The sequence below is a fragment of the Streptomyces roseirectus genome (assembly GCF_014489635.1).
Classification (GTDB): Bacteria; Actinomycetota; Actinomycetes; order Streptomycetales; family Streptomycetaceae; genus Streptomyces; species Streptomyces roseirectus.
In genome coordinates this window covers 9249450-9266929 of record NZ_CP060828.1, presented here as the reverse complement: position 1 = coordinate 9266929, position 17480 = coordinate 9249450, and the positions used below count along the sequence as shown (strand labels likewise).

Below are 17480 nucleotides of genomic sequence, written 5' to 3'. Positions count from 1 at the left end.
ACATGACCCACGACGAATTAAGCGCGACCGACAACGGCTTCAGCGCACAGGACATCGACACCAGCGTCCCGCACTCGGCCCGCCTCTACGACTGGTACCTCGGCGGAAAAGACCACTACGCCGCCGACATAGCAGCCGCCCAGAAGGTCCTCGAACTCTTCCCCCGCATGAAGCAAACAGCGCGCTCCAACCGCGAGTTCATGCACCGCGCCGCCCGCTACCTCAGCAGCCTGGGGATCACCCAGTTCCTCGACATCGGCACCGGCATCCCCACCGAGCCCAACCTCCACCAGATCGTCCAGCAGACCACCCCCCACGCCCGCGTCGTCTACGTCGACAACGACCCCATCGTCCTGCGCCACGCCCAAGCCCTCCTGCGCGGAACACCCGAAGGCCACCTCGCCTACCTCCACGCCGACGTCCGCGAACCCGAACGGATCCTCGCGCACGCGCAGAAACACCTGGACTTCACCCAGCCTGTCGGCCTGTCCCTCATCGCGCTCCTGCACTTCGTCGCCGACGACCAGCAGCCCTACCGGATCGTCGAGAAACTACTGGAGCCCCTGGTTCCAGAAAGCCACCTGATGCTCTCCCACGGCATCATCGAGAACCCCGAGATCGTCAAGCAGGTCGATGCCATCTACCGCACCGGCGGCACCTCCGTCCGGGCACGCACCTTCGACGAGATCACCCCCTTCTTCCAGGGACTTCAGGTCTGCGCCCCCGGCATCGTGCCCTCCACCGCATGGCGCCCCGACAACGCCATGACCGTCCACGACGAACCCGCCGTCTACGCCGGTGTCGCCCGCAAACCCTGACGACCAGCAGACCCGCTCACTTCGAAGTGACGTCGAGACAGTGGTGTACCCCAGCGGCAGAAGTGCTGCCGCCACGACCGTCACCCGCTCCGCCCTCCGTGAGGGAACGGATGATCACGGTGCTGCTGGTGTGGAGCGCGGCCGAAAGGCCGTGGCGTACTTCGTCGGAGACTGTTCCTGCTCCGAGGGCGCACAGCCGGACCAACTCCCTGCAGTCTTCTACCTGCCGGTCCGTGGCGAGGGACACAGCCAGGGGATGTCCGAGAATCTCGCGGGCCGCGTAGCCGTCCTGGGCTTCGGCGGTGCGGTACGTCAGGTGGTGTGCCAGGGGGATGGATGCGGGGTGCTCGGCTGAGCCGAGGGCGTCGAGGATCGTCAGGCCGAGGCGGATGTCGAAGACGGTGAATCCTGCCTCTGCTGCGCGGCCGAAGTAGGTGTCCACGAGTTCGGTGAGCTGATCGTCGACCGGCTGGTCGGCCTCGCGGCGGCACAGCACGGTCAGGCACTTGGTGACGAGTTGTTCCCACGGATCGCCGGCGGCTGTGTCGGCGAGGAGTTCGAAGGCGTGGTGCGTGTCTTCGGTGGTGAGTGCTGCGAGGACGGCGACCTGTCGACCGTCCAGCATTCTCCTGCCCACGCCCCGGTGCTTTTCGATGTGGGCCAGCGCTTCATTCCAGCGGCCAGTAGCGGTGAGGGTCCGGGTGCCGTCGGCAAGGAGCACGCGCCACAGCCAGGCGTGTACTTCCTGACGATCGTCCAGTGTCGCAGTCAGGTCGGCCGGTACCGTGATGCCGTCGAGGACGGCGGCGGCACCTGACCTGACGGCTTCGTGCAGATCCAGAAGGTGTTGTCGCGCGTCGTCGGTTCGGCCGGCCCGTATGTGGAGCCGGGCGAGGTTGACGACGGGTTCCAGTGCGTGGATGGTGCTCATGGCGGGCAGCGGGCTGAAGGGCAGGTAGGCGGCGGCGTGCTGGTGGCACATCTCGCGGGCCAGTTCGGGGAGCCCGAGGTCGGAGGCGGTCAGTGCCGCCTGGTTGTGGACGGCGGAGGCGAGCACTTGGTCGTTCTGGCATGCGGCTTTGGTCGCGAGGGCGGCCAGGCTCTGGACACGGTCGGGCAGCGGCAGACAGGCGGGCCGGAAACGGGCGATGAGGGGGAAGCGTTTCGCTGTCGGGTCGTGCGGGTCCACGTGCCCTCCGGATGGCGGTGCGGGACGGGATCGAAGGGGGGTGGCCCCCGCCGGGTGATGTCCGCGGTCGGCGAGGGCCACCTCCCAGGGCGGCTTGGGGTTTACCGCCAGTCGATGACGATGCGGTTCAGCGGGGTGTCGAAGGCGAACAGGCCGGGCCGCTGCTCGATCGTGGGGGCGTCAAGGGGCTGGAGCTCGAAGGTGGCTTCGCGGCCCCGGAAGTCGCGGTCCCAGATGCGGATGAGGTCGGCGACCTTCACGGTCAGTTCGTCGCTCCCGGGCCCGTGTCCGATGACGCCGAACTCCCAGAGCCCGCCGCCCTCGGGGGTCGTCCTCTCCAGCTTCCGGCGGGCGAGGTAGGTGACGGCGCCCTTGTCCACGGCCGCGGTGCACGAGGGGTAGGGGTCCTCGGTGAGGAGGGTGCCCTTGGCGTCTTTCGGGAACAGCATCCGGATCAGCCCGCTGGCCAGCGAGCAGGAGACGAACAGCTCCATCCACTCCGCGGACTCCCCGGCGCGCACCGTCATGCCGGTCCACTCCTGCGTGCGCGGCTGCTCCAGGACTCCGTCCAGCGCCTCGGCGTCGATGTGCTGTCCGGCCGGCGCCTGGAGGCGTACGGTGCCGTCCGCGCTGAGAGGGATGACGTGGCGGTCGTCGTCGGCGATGCCCCTTCGCAGCGGCATGAAGGTGTTCATCCTGCTGTTGACGCTGGCCCAGCGGCCGTCCTGCTGCTGCTCGTACGCGATGGAGCGGGACACGCTGCCCCTGAGCCGCTGGGGGACCACGAGCCGTCCGCCGGGGGCCAGTTGCCGCATCCAGGCGTGGGGAACTCCGTGCGCGCCGACCGTGGCGATGATCTTGTCGTACGGGGCGCCTTCGGCGTGGCCGACGGCCCCGTCACGGGTGAGGGCCTTGACCCCGGTGAAGCCGGCGGCGTCGAGGTGTTCGCGGGCTCCTTCCACGAGGTCGTCATCGACGTCGATGGTCGTCACGTGCCCGGTCTCACCGGCCAGGTGCGCGAGCAGCGCGGCGTTGTAGCCGGTTCCGGCGCCGAGTTCCAGAATGCGGTCGCCGGGCCGGGCCTCCAGTTGGTCCAGCATGAGGGCCACGACCGTGGGCTGGGAGGCACAGGAGATCGACGCGCCGTCGGTGTCGTACTTGATGTTGACCGGCGCGTCGGCGTACGCCTCTTCGAGCGAGACCTCGGGCACGAAGAGGTGCCGGGGCACAGTGCGCAGCGCGGTCTCGACAGGCAGGGTGCGGGCGTATCCGGATTCGCGGATCTTGTCGACCAGGGCGTTGCGCAGCCGTTCGGCTTCGGCCTCGGGGGCGGCGAGCGTGTCAGTGTTCACCGCCCTGACGCTAGTGGTCTCATTCGTCGTCCTGTCGGCCGACGCGTCGTGGTCACTCGTTCCCATGACGACCTCTCGTGCGATGTGCGAAATGGCGTGCTGGTCGTCGTGGAGGAGACCGGCGCGGTTGGCGTGGAAGATCGTGTGGTGAGCGATGACGGCTCGCAGGCCCCGTGTCAGGCCGCCGGTCGCGGAGAGGCCGGCGAGCGTGGCTCCGGCGTGTTCGAAAGCGGCCACCCAGGTGTCCTGGCCGTCCAGCGGACCGTCCGTCCGGCACAGGCTGTGGGCGTCGGCGGTCATCAGCGTGCGCATGGCCGGGCCAAGTGCGGCCGTCTTCTGCGGGGTGAGCGGCTTGTCGGCGGCCGGGCGGAACGCGGCGACCCGCGCCCAGACGTCGCCTTGCTCGAACCAGTCCAGGCCCGCCGCCCGCATCATCGCGCTCAGCAGGAGGACGGCGGTTTCCCTGCGTCCCAGGTGTCCCGGGCCGGGCTGGTAGGCGACCAGATGACGGCTGTCCTCGTGGAAGAGGTCGTGTGCGGCGTCCATGGCCTGAGAACCGCCGAACGTGGTGGTCTCCGGCTCGTAGATTCCGGGGAACCACGAGCGGGCGGCGTCTTGGTCGACGAGGTCGCGGAGCAGGGCCTCGACCAGCGGTGACGGGACGGCGGCACGGTAGCGCAGCGGCCACGGCTGCTTGTTCATGAACCACCAGCCGGTGAGCTGTCCGGCCTCCTGGGCCGCGCGCAGGACGGGTCCGAGACGCTCGGCGACAACGCTTCTTGCGGTCTCGCGGTCGGTGAAGGTGATGTTGTGCTGCTGCCAGTCCGGGGGCATGGGGATCCTTCGGTCGGCGGTGGTCAGGCGATGAGGAGACAGGCGTCCCACGCCGAGCGGGGCGTCTGGGCGGTGGCCGGGGAGTGGAGTGCCAGGGCGATGCCGGCGGCGCCGTTGAGGAAACCGGGTCCGGCGTCGGGGGCGTGGAGCAGGGCCGAGGCGAAGTTCGCGGGGTCGGTCCCTGCGGGACACACGTTCGCGTGGAGCGCTGGAACAAGGGCACGGAGTTGTCCGGCGGTCGAGGGGTGGGCGCCGTCGGACATCCGGGAGGCGATGTGGGCGAGGCCCGCGGTGCCGTAGCACAGGCCGTGGTCGGTGGTGGCTTTGAGCTGTGCGGTATCGGTGAGTGCTCCCACGAGCGCGTTCTCCGCCTCGATCTGCCGCCGGCTGTCGTTCAGGGCGAGGGCGGCGAGTTGCTGGGCGCGGGCGACACCGGCTGTGCCGTAGCACCACGACGGCCGACGGGGAACGTACGGGGCGGGCTGGGCGTCGCGCAGTTCGGCGCGGGTGATCCAGTACGGCCACGCGGGGCCGTGTCCGGATTCCTCCTGCCAGCGGTCCAGCCACGCCAGGATGGTGCGTACGGCGTCGTGCTGGCCGCTGACGCGGATGCCCTGCCGGGCGGAGAGCGCCAGGAGAGCGAGAACGCCCCCGATGCCGTGTGCGAGGCCGGTGTTGGCGTGCCCGCCGGGGAATGTTTCGTCCGGGTGCCCGGACGAGCCGCTCGCCGTCCACCAGCCTGGCAGGACATCGTCGCGGTCGGTGATCGGTTCAGTGAGCCGGACGCAGTAGTCGAGCACTGCCCGCAGGGCAGGGCCGTCGGGATCACGGCGAAGGAGGTAGGCGCCGTAGCCGCTGAGTCCCCGGATGGTGTCGAACTCCGCGAGCTGCGGCAGGAGGCCGGCGTCGAGACGACGGTGTGCGGCATCCAGGCGCCGGCCCGCGTCGGCGGTGATCTGCGCGTCCAGGGAGACAAGAGGGCCCTGGTAAAGGCCGGTCCGGTGGGCGGCGGCGCAGGCCACGACGTATGCGAGAGCGGGGGCCCCGTAGTAGGGGTGGCTGTCCGGTCCGCTGATGAACGGCAGCCGGGTCGCGACGACGAGCCAGTCGTGGGCGCGCCGCCACGGCCCCAGGCCGCATGCGGCTCGTTCGATGTGCAGGAGGGCGATTCCCGTGGGCCCGTACGCGAGGTGCTGCCGATGGGTTGTGGTCATATCCGGACTCACAGGGGCCGTTTCGGGGGTCGCAAGGAGATCTGCGACAGCCTTTGTCGCCTTGAGAGCGGGAGAGTGGGTCACCGGGTCCTCCGGGAGATCCAGGCGAGCGCGGCGGGCGCGCATCATGAGGCTGCACAGCATGAGGGAGGTCTCGCGGTGGTGTCCGCCGGCGCCGTTCCAAAGCGAGTTGATGATGCCGCGGCTGTCGCGGTGGAAGAAGCGGTGCGCGGACGCCATGGCTTCCGTACCCCCGAAGGTGTGGGTCTCGGGCTCGTAGATGATCTCCGTCCACGCTGTGATGGTTCCCTCGGCGAGCAGCGCGTCGAGACTCTTGCCGATGGGATCGTGCGCCCCCGGCGTGGTGAGGTAACGCACGCGCCAGCAGGGGCGCTTGCGAATGAAGAACCACGCGTTGAGGGTTCCTTTGTCTTCTGCGGCGCTTAGGAGTGGGGCGAGTCCTGCCAGGGCATCGGTCTCGGCGCGCTTCCAGTTCGGGAACGTGGCATTGACCTGGCGCCAGGTGGGTGACGTCATGAGGCGGGTCTCCAGGATGTTCATGCCAGGGCGAGGAAGGCGTCCCAGTGGGGTGCGGGTGCGCTGCCGGTGCCGAGGGTGTGAAGAACGAGGGCCGTTCCGGCGGCTCCGTCGAGGAGTTCGGGGTTCTCGTGTCCGTCCCGTTCGAGCGCGGTGATCAGACGGTCGGTCAGACGTGGAAGCTCGGTTGCGATCTCGGTGTTGCCCGTCTCGGTGGCCATCCGCCAGGCCGCGTGCAGGAGTCCGGCCATGCCGTGGCACAGACCGGTTTCGGGGAGCTTGTCCAGTTGGAGCGGGTCCCGCAGAGCCGCGAGGAGCGCGTTCTCGGCAATCTGTACGCGTACCGGATCTCGGAGCGCGAGCCCGGCCAACTGCTGGGCGCGGGCGGTTCCACTGACTCCGTAGCACCAGGAGGGGCGGGGACGGAGGGCGGGGTGGACGTAACTGTCGGTTGCCTGCTGCATCGAGAGGTAGCCGGGCCACCAAGGGGCAGTCTGGTCGCCTTGGCGCCATTCGTCGGTCCAGGCACAGATCCGCTCGACCGCGTCGCACGCGCCGGGTACGTCCACCCCGCGCAGCAGGGAGAGGGACAGGACGGACAACGCGGAGCCGATTCCGTGGGCGAGTCCGAAGTTGCCGTGCCCGTCGCGGTAGTCGGTGTGCCGGCCGCCTGCGGGCGATACGTCCATCCACCACGCCGGCAGCCCGGACCGGTGAGGCAGGGGCTCGGTCAGCCGCGCCAGGTAGGCGAGGACCTCCCGAGTGACCTCGTGGTGGGGATGACAGCTCAAGTGGTAGGCGCCCAGCCCTGACAGACCCTGGATCAGGTCGAATTCCTCCATGGGAGGCCGCTGGGCACGACTGAGGCGCTGATGGGCCTCGCTCAGGCGGTTACGGGTGACGGTGAGCGTGGCCGCGTCCAGCCACTCCAGGACGCGCACGTATCGGTTCGACGCAGTGGCTGCGCGGTGGGTGATGAACGCGAGGGCCGGAGCGCCGAAGTACAGGTTCGCGTTGGCTGCCGCGCTCACTTCGCCGTGCACGGCCGCGGTCAGCCAGGTGTGCGCGGTGTCCCAGTCGGCGCGGCCTGTCCGGGCGCGCTCAATGTGCAGCAGGGCGATACCCGAGGCTCCTCCGGCGAGTGACTGCGGCCATGCGCGGACGCCTTCGGGTCGGCCGCCTGGCCATGCGGTGTTGGGGTCGGCCAGCGCGTGGGCCAACTGGTCGGCGGTCGTCAACGCGGCTCGAACGGGCACTGTGGTGGTCACGACGTCCTCCTTGCCCGTGTCCTACGGCTCAGGGCGGCGGCTCGGGCCAGGTGCAGGTGGGCGCACTCCTCGGGCAGTGCTGGCCCGTGCATCCGGACGTGATGGAGGTGCAGCAGATCCGGAAGCAGGTCGTGGGCGTCCGTGGCGGTGCCCTTGAGCGCGTGGCCGTAGGCGGCCAGCGCCGCGCGCCGTGCGGACCAGGCAGTGGTGACGCGTTCGTCCAGACCAGAGGGGCCGGCGTGCACCAGGTCTACGGCTTGCCGGTAGACCGCGCGGGGTGGAGCCTCCTGGCCGGTGCGTGTGCGCTCGATGATCCAGCGCATCGCCGCGTCCTCGTCGCCGAGCAGGCCGGTGGCGATATCCACCATGCTCGCGGCGGTCACCGCGCGAGCGTCCGGTGCGTTCTTCCCGGTCTGGGCTGCGAGTTGGGCCAAAACCGCATCGGAGTCGGCGGCGAAATACCGCTCGGCCGAGTCCACCGCTGATGGCCCGCCGAATCGGGCAGTCTCCGGGTGATAGGTCTCCAGGCCGGCATGGGTGATCAACCCGCTCTGCTGGAGTTTCCGTGTCCACTCGCCGATCTGCTCGACGGCGGAGCCGAGCGTGCCGAGTGAGCAGGTCAGGCGGAGGCGGATATGGTCGTCGGGGTCTCGGTATCGGACGAACCACCATCGTGGGTTGCCCAGTTCTTTCAGCAGAGTGGGCAGGTGCCGGGTCAGGAGAGGGTCCTGCCGGTCGCGGTGTCCGTGAAGTTGGAGGTAGACGCGGTTGTCGCAGCCGGGCAGGTGGCCGTGCTCGCGGCCGACGACGTGAGCCCCGGACCGGACAGGCGGCACGTTCTGCTCTATGGCCAAGGGGATGACGACTTCGTGGGCGCGACCGCCGGTCCAGCCCAGATCCGGTGGCGCGGGTGCGGGGCGTAGCGTCACCGTGCCGTGGCGGTCCAAGTGGGTGCGCAGCAGGGCCCGGTGCGAGGGCTCCGTCAGGTCCAGTGCCATGCACTGGTCGGCTTCGCTCAGGTACATGCGGTCGGGCAGACGCATGTCGTGGCGCCAGCGGGTCAGGGCCTCGTCCCACTGAGGCCACGGTGCCGGCTCAGCGGGAAGGTCGTCCCGTGTGAGGAGCCAGCGTGCTGGGGACAGGATCGTGCGTCCGTATCGCAACGCGGGGAGGAACGGCAGGCTGGAGGCTGCGGCGCCCCACATGAACCCGGTGCAGGGGACAGCCAGCGCGACGGGTGCCTCGGCCAGGAAACGGGCCAGCGGATGGGAGTGGTAGCCCAGGTCCACGGCGTTCAGCAACAGCGTGTGCACCGGGCGCCGGCGGGAGAGCGAGACCAGGTGCAGACGTTCGGCGTCGGCGGTCACCGCCAGGTCCGCAAGGGGCAAGAGGCTGGTCTCCGAACCGTGATGGTCGCCGAGCGAGATCACCAGCTCGGTCGCCTGAGGGGCACGCGCAACGTTCTCGGCGCGTACGGACAAAGGCGTTGAGCTGATCTGCGCGACGAGCGCACCCCGATGTACGCCTGGGAGGTTGGCGTACGCCTCGGTCATGCGCTGGCGGTCCTCGTCGTCCAGGACGTCCAGGAAGCGGCCTGTGGTCGTTCCGGCCGATCGTGCCACGCCGACGACGTGGAGCGTGAACTCGCCCTGCTCCAGCGCCGGAACGCTCGCCGCGTCGATACGGACGGTCACCTCGGTGCTCGGCTGGACGGGATGACCGGAAACGGTGGTGGTCAGTTCCTCGATCGCGGCATCATCGAGTTCAACCTCAAGACGGTGCCGCATTCCGGCGGTGTGGGCGAGCTTGATGAGTCGGCTGTCGCGGTCGGGCAGCGGCGAGGGTGTCAGCGCGGAGGTGGACCCGAGGTAGCCGGGTGGATATCCGAGCGCCTCGACGGCGTCCATGACCGGGACGGCCGCCCTGGGCCCGTACCGCTCAAGGAACCGGCTGTGCCATTCGGCCCACCCGGTCAGTGCCGCACGGGGCGCGAGACGGGTGAGTGCCTTGGCCGCAGCCGCTGCCTCCAGGGCCACCGACTCCGGGAGGACCAGATCCCAGTCCACCCGCAGGTCGAGCGATGACTTGGGGGCCTCCCGCAGTTCCGCTGTCTCGGTCGGCGGGAGATGCCGAGTGTGGTCAAGGAGAACAGCGAGAGGGTCGGTGGCCGTCATCGCCGGGCGAAGGCTGCTGATCAGGAATCGCTGACTGACAAGGCCGGCGAGCAGCTTGTCGATCGTGGCGAGCGGCGCGGTCGGGAAACCGGTGGAGAGCCTTGTGGTGAGATCGCTCCACAGGATCGGAGTCCGCGCGCTGTCCAGGGCTTCACGGATCGGGCCGGTCACGCGTATCCGTACGTGTTCGGGAGCCGCGTCGTGTGTCCCGCTGGGGCGGTGCTCGATCACCGCGTACCCGTCGCGCTCGACGACGAGGCTGGAGGAGAGCAGCAGCAGACGGGGCCGCAGCCCGGCGTGCTCCTCGAAGCGGCTGACGACGGCTGCGGCCCAGGCTGCATCGGGTCTGGCGGCTGCCTGGTGTCCGGTTCCCATACGCAGTGCCGGGTCAGCACCGATGCGCGCTGCGGCGACCCCGGCGAACAGGCCGAAGGGGGTGGCGCGTGTACGAGCCCGCAACAGGTAGCGCAGCACGGAGAGCACCGTGCGGCGTACCGCCGGTTCCGGCATCGGCCGGCCTGCACAGACCTGGTCCACGCGACTCGCGAGGTCCGGGCTCGCGGCTGTGACGGCGGTCGCGAAGTCGGCGGTCTGCCACGTCTGTTGCAACCATGCCTGCCACGATGCCGAGTTGGCGTTCGGGCCGGTCAGTTCCGGCCAGACCGCTGGACGGTCGAAGTTCAGCGCAGCCGCCCGTATCACCGCTGCATCGATGTAGTGATACACACACCCCTCCTGTAGGCCGCGGTGCCTGGCCACGCCCAGGGGAGCGGGCATGGCCAGGCACCGCGATGGACGCGGTTCGAGTGCGGTTACGGGCAACTCGTGCACGCGGACGCGCACGTCGAGCCGCAGCCGTCGTTCGTCAGACGGATGAGCTGGTCCGCCGCGGGGCCGCCCTCGACGATCGTGATGTCCAGGTCGAAGTCGTCCTGTCCGGGCTCCTCCTGCTCGGCGATCGGCTGCACGAGCGGGCGCTCCAGATGAACGGTCATGTCTGCCTCCTTGGCAGTGAGCGATGGTGCGAGGTACCGAGGCTCGTGAGCGGGCCCCGGAGTTTTAGTGCCAGGTCACCGTGACGACGCCGTGCCGCTTCGGCACTGCGTCCTCGAGCAGCGGGGACGGAGCGGGGCCCGGCAGGTAGCGGATCTCAGCCGCTCCCCGGCGGCGGTGGTTCTGGGCCCAGCGCCGGAGCAGTTCCACGTACTGGTCCGCGAGAGCTTCGGCCTGCGGGCCGTGAGCGACCACGCCGCTCTCGAAGCCGTCGGTGTCCCGGTCCTCTCGACGGGTGCGGTACGCGATGCTGTCCTCGCTGACCAGCGCCGGCACACCGAGCAGGGCCGATGCCTCCACGAGCCCGCTCTCGACGACGTCCGTGGACGCATGCAGTCGGGCCACGGTCGGCAGGTTCAGCGTGAGGTACAGCTCCAGTTCGTCGGGCAGGTCGTAGGCCGCCCCCGACCAGCGCACCAGCCTGGGCATGCCCAGGGCATGATTAAGCGCCTCCGGGAGGAGGTTTACCCGAGCGTCGTCGGTCTGCACAGCGACACCGTCGCGCAGCAGTACCTTCCGCTCTTCCCTAGCGGCCCCCTCGCCCTGCATGGGAACGAAGCGCGCCAGACGGTAGGAACGACTCAGCAGCCCGTCGCCTTCGCGGTCGAACGCGATGGAGCGGGTGGTGCCGTGCACGGTCAGAGGGACAACGAGCCGACCGTTCTTCGTGAGCCCGTTGATCCACGACGCGGGGATGTCCCACGCAGCCGCGGTGACGATGATCCGGTCGTACGGCGCGCTGTCGGGGACGCCACTTTCGCCGTCGGCGAGGACCGTCTTCACCTGGCGGTACCCGGCATCATCCAGGCACCGACGGGCGCGGTCGATGACGTCATGGTCGATGTCGGCGGTGGTGACCATTCCGTGGTCGCCCACGAGTTCCTGGATGAGCGCGGCGTTGTAGCCGCCGGAGCCGATCTCCAGAACCTTCATACCGGGCTTGATGTCGGCCTGCTCCAGCATCACGCCTTGGAGGTGCGCGGCGGACATGACGCTGATGTCCAAGCCGTGTTCGTCCTTCTTGACCGGCACGGTGCAGTGGAGGTCGTAGGCGAGCTCCAGAGGCGCTCCGGGGGCGAACCGGTGCCGGGGCACAGCGGCGAAGGCGGCGGCGACAGGTTCAGACGTGATCGAGTCCTGGTCACGGAGTGCACGGACCATGCCCGCGCGGAGCGCGTCGGCATCGCGCGCAGTCGAGTCATCAATGGCAGTCATCCACATACCTAACGTCTGTCGGGGTGGTGCTTCGGTGATCCAGCTCGGCAGGAGAAGCCAGCGTCGTCGGAAGAGGAGGCCCACGGACGCGTCCAAGTGGCATCCTCACAGGGCGTCATCTCCCATCGGCTCCAGGACCGCGAGGATGCCCGTAGCGAGTCGGTCGAGGGAACCGAGGGCGCCCTCAGGACAGGGATGCTCGACGTGCAGAAGGATTAGCCTCTGCATCTGCCGGACCGAGTACGAACGTACGAGACACGGCACGACCGCCACGAACTTGGTCGTCGAGGTACGGAACCCGATCCGCGAGGGCCGTCATCTCGTGTGGAGCGGGGGGTGCCAACTCACCGAGCACGACATCCAGGCTGTCCCGCAGTTGGTCGTCGATCGCCCTGCCGACGAGAGAGCGCCGCAGGCAACAGAGGAGCGTGCTCAGTGCCTCCTCGTCGTTGGCGGTCCGGCGGCTCAGCATCTGCATGGCGACGCCGACCGGCATTCCGGCCATCAGCGACTCCTCTTGGTTGTCGTGAGGGAGCACCACGTCATCAGGCCGTCGTCGCTTACGCCCCACTCCTTCGACACTGCGGACACGAGCAGCAGCCACGGCCGCTCTCGTCGTCCACTGCGGCGATCCGAGCTTCGGCGGGGGTGGGACAACCATCGGTGACCTCGATGCGCAGTGCGCCGGCAGAGGGGACAACGCGGAGTCCGACCGGCTCGTCCCCGCCGTGCCGAATCGCGTTGGTGACCAGCTCCGAAACCGCGAGCACGGCGCTGTCGACGAGGTCTGCCATGCCGTAACAGCGCAGGTAGGCGGTAGTGATTCGCCGCATCAGACCGACACGGAAGTCCGCCGGCACAAAGGACACCTCGAAGCCCGACGCGGCGACTCGCTTCGTGACTGGAGCGGCCGATGCTGAGGCTCTGGCTGTCGAGTTCATCGTGCGGTCTCCCGTAAGACAGGCATGGAGGGTGTGCCGAAGCGGCCTTCGGCAAGGCCGATTACACGCTCCTAGCCATCCCTGCGATCACTACGCGTGTCCGGATGCTCACTATCGAACAGTGGGAGCCGAGGGTAAGGGAATGAAGTTCTGATGAAGTTGACCCGTCAGTAACCAGTTCTCGAGTGCCGAGCACCGGGTCCCTGCTGACATGCTGGACGGCATGGCGCATCTGAACAGACAGCTCGCAACGGCCGAAGACTTGCTCCCCCTTGCCCTGACGTCCTACGGGCACTTCACATCCATGCGCGTCGACGCCGATCGCCGCGTCCGCGGACTGTCCCTGCACCTGGAGCGGCTCGTACGGGACAGCCGGATAGTGTTCGGTGCGCCGGTGGACACCAGCCGCGTCCGCGATCTGGTCGCCCAGGCCCTGGACGGCCAGGACGGACCCTGCGTCGTCCGTGTCACGCACTTCGACCCGACGGTGGACATGGGCCACCCTGAGGAAGCCACCGAACCGCAGATCATGGTGAGCGTGCGCCCCGCCGGCGCGCTGCCCCCTCCGCCGCTGGCCGCCTGGAGCGTGCAGTACGAGCGTGATCTCCCCCAGGTCAAGCACTGCGGCCTCTTCGGCGCGCTGCACGCCCGCCGCACGGCACGGCTCAAGGGTTTCGACGACGCCCTGTTCTTCGGCCCCGACAACCACGTGACCGAGGGCGGAACATGGAATGTGGGCTTCATCGACGAGAACGGCACCATCATCTGGCCGGAGGGCCCGGTGCTGCCCGGCGTGACTGCGGCTCTGCTCCAGGAACGCACCGAGCACAAGGTCACCCCTGTGACCCTCGACGAGGCCAAGGCCATGCCGGTCGCCTTCGCCACCAACACCTCCATCGGCGTCCGCGCCCTCTCGGCCATCGATGACACACCCATGACGATCGAGCATCCGGTGCTGAGTGCGCTGCGCGAGACGTACCTGTCCGTCCCGGGCGAGGAGTTGTAGAGGGAGACCGGAATGACGGGAGTCAACAGGTGGACCGGGCGCGAGGTGCTGCTCCTGCGCACGGCCATGCGGATGACCGGGCGCGACTTCGCGGCCCTGGTTCCCGTGAGCCAGCGCCAGTTGGTGACCTGGGAAGGCCGGGGCGAGACCATCAACCTGCGCCCCGGCAATCAGGAAGCCCTGGACACTCTGCTCGCCCGTGCCGGCGCTCCCACCCAACAGCGATTCGCCGCGCTCCTCACCGAGCGAGCCGCCGTCCAGCATGACGAGCGCGCCGAGGAACTTCTGCGCCGCGATCCGCGCGCCGTCCAGCACTCTGTGGACGGCAAGGCCATGGTCCCGGTCGAGGAGGGCATCTACCTGGCCGGCCCTGGGAACGCCCCGGCATGGCTGGACGGCTTCCACATCGATGTCTACCCGACGACCAACCTCGACTACGAGCGCTTCGTACGCACCACCGGCCACCGGCCGCCGCGACACTGGCCGAACGGCCGCTGCCCCGACGACCTGGTCGACCATCCCGTGGTGTGGGTGACGTGGCACGACGCGACAGCGTACGCCCGCTGGTGCGGAAAGCGGCTCCCCACCGCCCAGCAGTGGGAGAAGGCTGCTCGCGGCACGAAAGGGCGCGTGTACCCGTGGGGGGACCAGCCCACGGCGGCCAAGTGCAACGTCGCGGAAGCCGAGATAGGGAAAACGACCCCAGTGGCCCGCTACCAGTCCGGCGTCAGCCCGTACGGAGTGTTCGACCTGTGCGGGAACGCCTGGGAGTGGTGCTCCACCGAGGAGGTCGCCGGCCGCTACGAACTGAAGGGCTCAGCGTTCACCAGCCCGTTCGAGAGGGCTGCACCATCCTTACGGAACGCGGCGAACGCCACGATGCAAGACAACGACACCTCCTTCCGGTGCGTCAGCAGTCCGTAACGAGACAGCATCGAGACCTTCAGCAAGGTGGTGAGCGTCAAGGGTGTTTTCCTGAAACTTCGTGACCCCTCAAAGGTACGAGTACGAGCATGACCACAGCCGCCGGTCTCCCGGCCGTCCGCGAATCGCTCAGCCTCGCCCTGCGGATGGACCCGGACGGCAGCCGGACCGTGGTGGACGCCACCGAAGCGGCCGTCGAGTTCTACGCCCTCGGCTACAGCAAGCACCCACCGGCCGTCCTGTTCGACGAGATCCACCGCACCCGCCGCCTCCTCGCCCAAGCGCTCGCACCGGGACGGACCGCCGAACCGGTGGCGGTGGACCTCCGGCGCGGCATCGGCTGGCTCAGCGCCCTGCTGGGCAACGCCGCACACCACCTCGACGACCACACCGGCGCACGCGTCCACCTGACGGCGGCGGTGGCCTTCGGTGAACGCACCGGGGACGCCCGGCTCGCGGCCTGGGCCTGCGGAGCGCTGTCCATGGTCGCCCGCGCCACCGACCACCACACCGCCGCGCTCACCCACGCCGAACGCGGACTCGCCCTGGCCCCGCGCGGGCTGCCGTCGGCCCAGCTCCACGCCTGGGCCGAACTGCCCTCCTTGGCCGCCCTCGGGCAGGCCCAGGACGCCGACCGCGCCCTTGCCGACGCGGCACGCGCTCTGGAAGTCGATGCCGCCGAACACCAGCTCCACCAGGCCGAGGCGTTCCGGGTCCTGGGCCGCACGGACAAGGCGGTCACCGCCGCCGAGGGCTCCCTGAACGCCTGCGTCCCAAGAACGCCGGGCTGGGCGGCAGCCTCCCTGGCCCTCGCCCAGGCCGAGGCCCCGATCCTGCCGGGCGATGCCGCGGCGCGAGCCCTCGACGTCCTGGACCGCGTCCCCGCCGCGCGCCTCCGCTCCACAACCCGCTCGCGTCTCAAGCAACTCGACGCCGCCCTGGCTGCCTCGACCGCCGATGGAGTCACGGACCTCCACGAGCGGGTACACGCCCTGCGGCCCGTCATCAACACGCACGGGACCGCTCAGAGCGCCTGACAGCAGGTCACCGTTCAGGTTCGGCATCGCCACTGGGAATCCTCTGCTTGAGAGAGCAGGCCGGTCAGCTCTGCTCGGCCGGGTCGATCGCGAGGTCGGGATCGGCGGCGGCAAGGCGTCGGGCCCAGGTGTCGGGGGCGGTGATCTCCTCGGTGGTGGGCAGCAGGGAGGTGTCGGTCCAGACCCGGTTGAGCACGTCGATGCCGTACGTGTCGACGGCCTGCGCGATGAGCTGGGCCCCCTGCTCGTAGAAGGCGCGGCGCGGGCCGAGCTTGCTCATGCCGGGGATGTTGGCGTGGAGGCGGTAGCGCCAGGAGCGTTTGGCCTGCTCGGTGTGGTTCACGGGGGCGCCGTAGAGGCGGGTGGTGACCTGCCGGTCGGCCCAGGTGGCGTGTCCTTCCAGGACGGTCATGCCGCCGTGGCGGCTGAGTCCCCGGCGCTCGTGGAGGAGGGTTTCCCACACGATGGGGCCGCGGGCTGCGAACTGCGCGTGGTGGACGAGTTCGTGCGCGGCCATCTGGGTCAGGCACTGCTCGTTGGTGAGGTAGCCGCTGTGCTGGAGCGAGCGGGGTGCCAGGACGGCCTCGGTCCGGCCGTCGGCGGCTTCCATGATCTGTGCGCCGATCAGGGGCCAGGTGAGGACCGGGATGAACCCGGCGATCTTGAGGGCGTAGCGCAGTGTGGTGATCTCCGTGGGCGTCAGTTCCAGATCGGCGATGTCGCGGGCCACGATGCGCTCGTTGTTCTGCCGGACGGCCGCGCGCCATGCCCTGGGAGTCAGCAGGCGGAAGCGCACCTCGGCGGGGAGGGGAAGGCCGGTGGTCTCCCGCACGATCGGGGCCACGGTGTGGAGGATGGCGGTGAGGTGTGCGCTCAGTTCGGGGTGGCGGTGGGTCTCGTCGAGGACGGTGAAGCGGGTCGTCGGGGTGTTCAACGGGATCTTCCTTGGTTCGGCTGTGGGCCGCTGTCGCGGGCTGTGTGGGTGGGGCTGGTCGGGGTGGGAGGTCAGCCGGCGGGGTGGGGGCCGAAGCGGCGTCGCCAGAGTTCCGGTGTGCTGGTCTCGGACTTCAGGGGGACGAGGGTCGGGGTGGTCCAGACCCGGTTGAACGCGTCGAGTCCTTCGGTGGCGATGATCCGGGCGACGCTGTCGGTGGCCCGGCGCTGTACCTCGACGATCTGGGTGCGCAGGCGGCTGTTGAAGAGCTTGAGGTAGCGGGCGGAGGCGTACGGGCTCGGTTTGTCGGTGCACACCGGGGTGCCGTAGAGGCGGGTGGTGATCTGCTGGTCGGCCCAGTAGGCGTGTCCTTCGAGCAGGAAGTGGTAGTCGCGGTCCGCGATGCCGCGCAGGTCGGGGAAGTAAGTGTCCTGTGCCGTCCACACCGTGCCGTCGCCGGCCGCGTCCTGCGCCAGGTGGGTCATCTCGTGCCCGAGAATCTTGTGCAGGACAGGATCGTCGTCGAGCCGGCCGGCGTGCTTCAGTGCCTCGGGCAGGATGACCAGTTCGGGGTGTCCGGGTTCGAGCGGGACGGACTGGCCGAGCACCACGGGCCACATCCTGTTCATCACCGCGAGCTGGATGCGGCGCCTCAGCCTGGCCTTGGTCCGGGAGGTGGCGCCGAGCTGGAGGGCTTCCGTCCTCAGCAGGTGCTCCGAGCTGCGCCGGTGCGCCTGCTTCCATTCGTGGACCGTCATGGTGCGGATGACCACGGACTCCGGCATCGGGAGTCCTGTGACAGCGGTGACCAGCGGCGCGGTCACCGCCGCGATCTTCTCCAGACGTTTTCCGAGTGCGTCGTATTCGGGGCCGGCTTCCTGGCGGACGAGGTACTGCATGTGCTGTGGGCCTTTCTGCAGCGGTGTCGGCGGTTGCCTCACGGAGCGGCGCGCCATGGGTTGCGGTCGCTCCCGTCGAGGTGGC

The 17480-nt window shown here is 69.3% G+C and carries 15 protein-coding genes; 4 read left to right on the top strand and 11 right to left on the bottom strand.

What is annotated here, in order from left to right; all coding sequences use genetic code 11:
- Window positions 1-2: 2 nt before the first annotated feature.
- Window positions 3-818 (top strand): SAM-dependent methyltransferase, encoded by an 816-nt coding sequence (locus IAG44_RS39840; RefSeq protein ID WP_187751890.1) that lies wholly within the window; start codon window positions 3-5, stop codon window positions 816-818.
- A gap of 16 nt (window positions 819-834) precedes the next feature.
- On the opposite strand, the gene IAG44_RS39835 is transcribed toward IAG44_RS39840, so the two are convergent.
- From IAG44_RS39835 to IAG44_RS43990, 9 genes are all read right to left on the bottom strand, one after another.
- Complete coding sequence (locus IAG44_RS39835) at window positions 835-2007, bottom strand: hypothetical protein (RefSeq protein ID WP_246562620.1); 1173 nt, start codon at window positions 2005-2007, stop codon at window positions 835-837.
- Between the two features lie 101 nt (window positions 2008-2108).
- On the bottom strand, window positions 2109-4193 hold the full coding sequence (gene fxlM / locus IAG44_RS39830; RefSeq protein ID WP_187751889.1) for a methyltransferase, FxLD system: 2085 nt from the start codon (window positions 4191-4193) through the stop codon (window positions 2109-2111).
- Between the two features lie 23 nt (window positions 4194-4216).
- Window positions 4217-5944, bottom strand: a complete 1728-nt coding sequence (locus tag IAG44_RS39825; protein ID WP_187751888.1) for a thiopeptide-type bacteriocin biosynthesis protein — start codon at window positions 5942-5944, stop codon at window positions 4217-4219.
- 20 nt (window positions 5945-5964) lie between these two features.
- On the bottom strand, window positions 5965-7212 hold the full coding sequence (locus tag IAG44_RS39820; RefSeq protein WP_187751887.1) for a lanthionine synthetase C family protein: 1248 nt from the start codon (window positions 7210-7212) through the stop codon (window positions 5965-5967).
- On the bottom strand, window positions 7209-10112 hold the full coding sequence (locus IAG44_RS39815; protein ID WP_187751886.1) for a lantibiotic dehydratase: 2904 nt from the start codon (window positions 10110-10112) through the stop codon (window positions 7209-7211). The genes IAG44_RS39820 and IAG44_RS39815 overlap by 4 nt, the downstream gene beginning before the upstream one ends.
- An 86-nt stretch (window positions 10113-10198) precedes the next feature.
- Window positions 10199-10381, bottom strand: coding sequence for an FxLD family lanthipeptide (locus tag IAG44_RS39810; protein ID WP_187751885.1), 183 nt, complete (start codon window positions 10379-10381; stop codon window positions 10199-10201).
- A gap of 64 nt (window positions 10382-10445) precedes the next feature.
- Window positions 10446-11654, bottom strand: a complete 1209-nt coding sequence (gene fxlM, locus IAG44_RS39805; RefSeq protein WP_187751884.1) for a methyltransferase, FxLD system — start codon at window positions 11652-11654, stop codon at window positions 10446-10448.
- Window positions 11655-11838: 184 nt separating this feature from the next.
- Window positions 11839-12159, bottom strand: coding sequence for a hypothetical protein (locus IAG44_RS39800; RefSeq protein ID WP_187751883.1), 321 nt, complete (start codon window positions 12157-12159; stop codon window positions 11839-11841).
- Window positions 12160-12214: 55 nt separating this feature from the next.
- A complete protein-coding gene (locus tag IAG44_RS43990) occupies window positions 12215-12448 on the bottom strand; it encodes an ATP-binding protein (RefSeq protein ID WP_246564917.1) in 234 nt (77 codons plus the stop codon).
- A gap of 370 nt (window positions 12449-12818) precedes the next feature.
- On the opposite strand from IAG44_RS43990, the gene IAG44_RS39790 reads away from it, so the two are divergent.
- The 3 genes from IAG44_RS39790 to IAG44_RS39780 all read left to right on the top strand — a co-directional run bounded on the left by IAG44_RS39790 (window position 12819) and on the right by IAG44_RS39780 (window position 15562).
- On the top strand, window positions 12819-13601 hold the full coding sequence (locus tag IAG44_RS39790; RefSeq protein ID WP_187751882.1) for an aminotransferase class IV: 783 nt from the start codon (window positions 12819-12821) through the stop codon (window positions 13599-13601).
- A gap of 12 nt (window positions 13602-13613) precedes the next feature.
- Window positions 13614-14525, top strand: coding sequence for a formylglycine-generating enzyme family protein (locus IAG44_RS39785; RefSeq protein WP_223006832.1), 912 nt, complete (start codon window positions 13614-13616; stop codon window positions 14523-14525).
- Between the two features lie 89 nt (window positions 14526-14614).
- Entirely contained in the window at window positions 14615-15562 is a 948-nt protein-coding gene (locus tag IAG44_RS39780; protein WP_187751881.1) for a Twin-arginine translocation pathway signal, read from the top strand.
- Window positions 15563-15626: 64 nt separating this feature from the next.
- Here the strand turns inward: IAG44_RS39780 and IAG44_RS39775 are convergent, their stop codons facing one another.
- Window positions 15627-16496 carry a zinc-dependent metalloprotease gene (locus tag IAG44_RS39775; RefSeq protein WP_187751880.1) on the bottom strand — a complete coding sequence of 290 codons (870 nt, stop codon included), beginning with the start codon at window positions 16494-16496 and terminating at the stop codon, window positions 15627-15629.
- A 71-nt stretch (window positions 16497-16567) separates the two neighbouring features.
- The gene (locus IAG44_RS39770) at window positions 16568-17395 is read right to left on the bottom strand and encodes a hypothetical protein (protein WP_187751879.1); all 828 of its coding nucleotides are present in this window, start codon (window positions 17393-17395) and stop codon (window positions 16568-16570) included.
- Window positions 17396-17480: the final 85 nt, after the last annotated feature.

What these genes read in the sequence shown, in the direction of transcription:
- IAG44_RS39840 (WP_187751890.1), top strand. Translation starts at nt 3, where the DNA reads ATGACCCACGACGAATTAAGCGCGACCGACAACGGCTTCAGCGCACAG.
- fxlM (WP_187751889.1), bottom strand. Translation starts at nt 4,193, where the DNA reads ATGCCCCCGGACTGGCAGCAGCACAACATCACCTTCACCGACCGCGAG.
- IAG44_RS39825 (WP_187751888.1), bottom strand. Translation starts at nt 5,944, where the DNA reads ATGACGTCACCCACCTGGCGCCAGGTCAATGCCACGTTCCCGAACTGG.
- IAG44_RS39810 (WP_187751885.1), bottom strand. Translation starts at nt 10,381, where the DNA reads ATGACCGTTCATCTGGAGCGCCCGCTCGTGCAGCCGATCGCCGAGCAG.
- fxlM (WP_187751884.1), bottom strand. Translation starts at nt 11,654, where the DNA reads ATGACTGCCATTGATGACTCGACTGCGCGCGATGCCGACGCGCTCCGC.
- IAG44_RS39800 (WP_187751883.1), bottom strand. Translation starts at nt 12,159, where the DNA reads ATGGCCGGAATGCCGGTCGGCGTCGCCATGCAGATGCTGAGCCGCCGG.
- IAG44_RS43990 (WP_246564917.1), bottom strand. Translation starts at nt 12,448, where the DNA reads ATGGCAGACCTCGTCGACAGCGCCGTGCTCGCGGTTTCGGAGCTGGTC.
- IAG44_RS39790 (WP_187751882.1), top strand. Translation starts at nt 12,819, where the DNA reads ATGGCGCATCTGAACAGACAGCTCGCAACGGCCGAAGACTTGCTCCCC.
- IAG44_RS39785 (WP_223006832.1), top strand. Translation starts at nt 13,614, where the DNA reads ATGACGGGAGTCAACAGGTGGACCGGGCGCGAGGTGCTGCTCCTGCGC.
- IAG44_RS39780 (WP_187751881.1), top strand. Translation starts at nt 14,615, where the DNA reads ATGACCACAGCCGCCGGTCTCCCGGCCGTCCGCGAATCGCTCAGCCTC.
- IAG44_RS39770 (WP_187751879.1), bottom strand. Translation starts at nt 17,395, where the DNA reads ATGCAGTACCTCGTCCGCCAGGAAGCCGGCCCCGAATACGACGCACTC.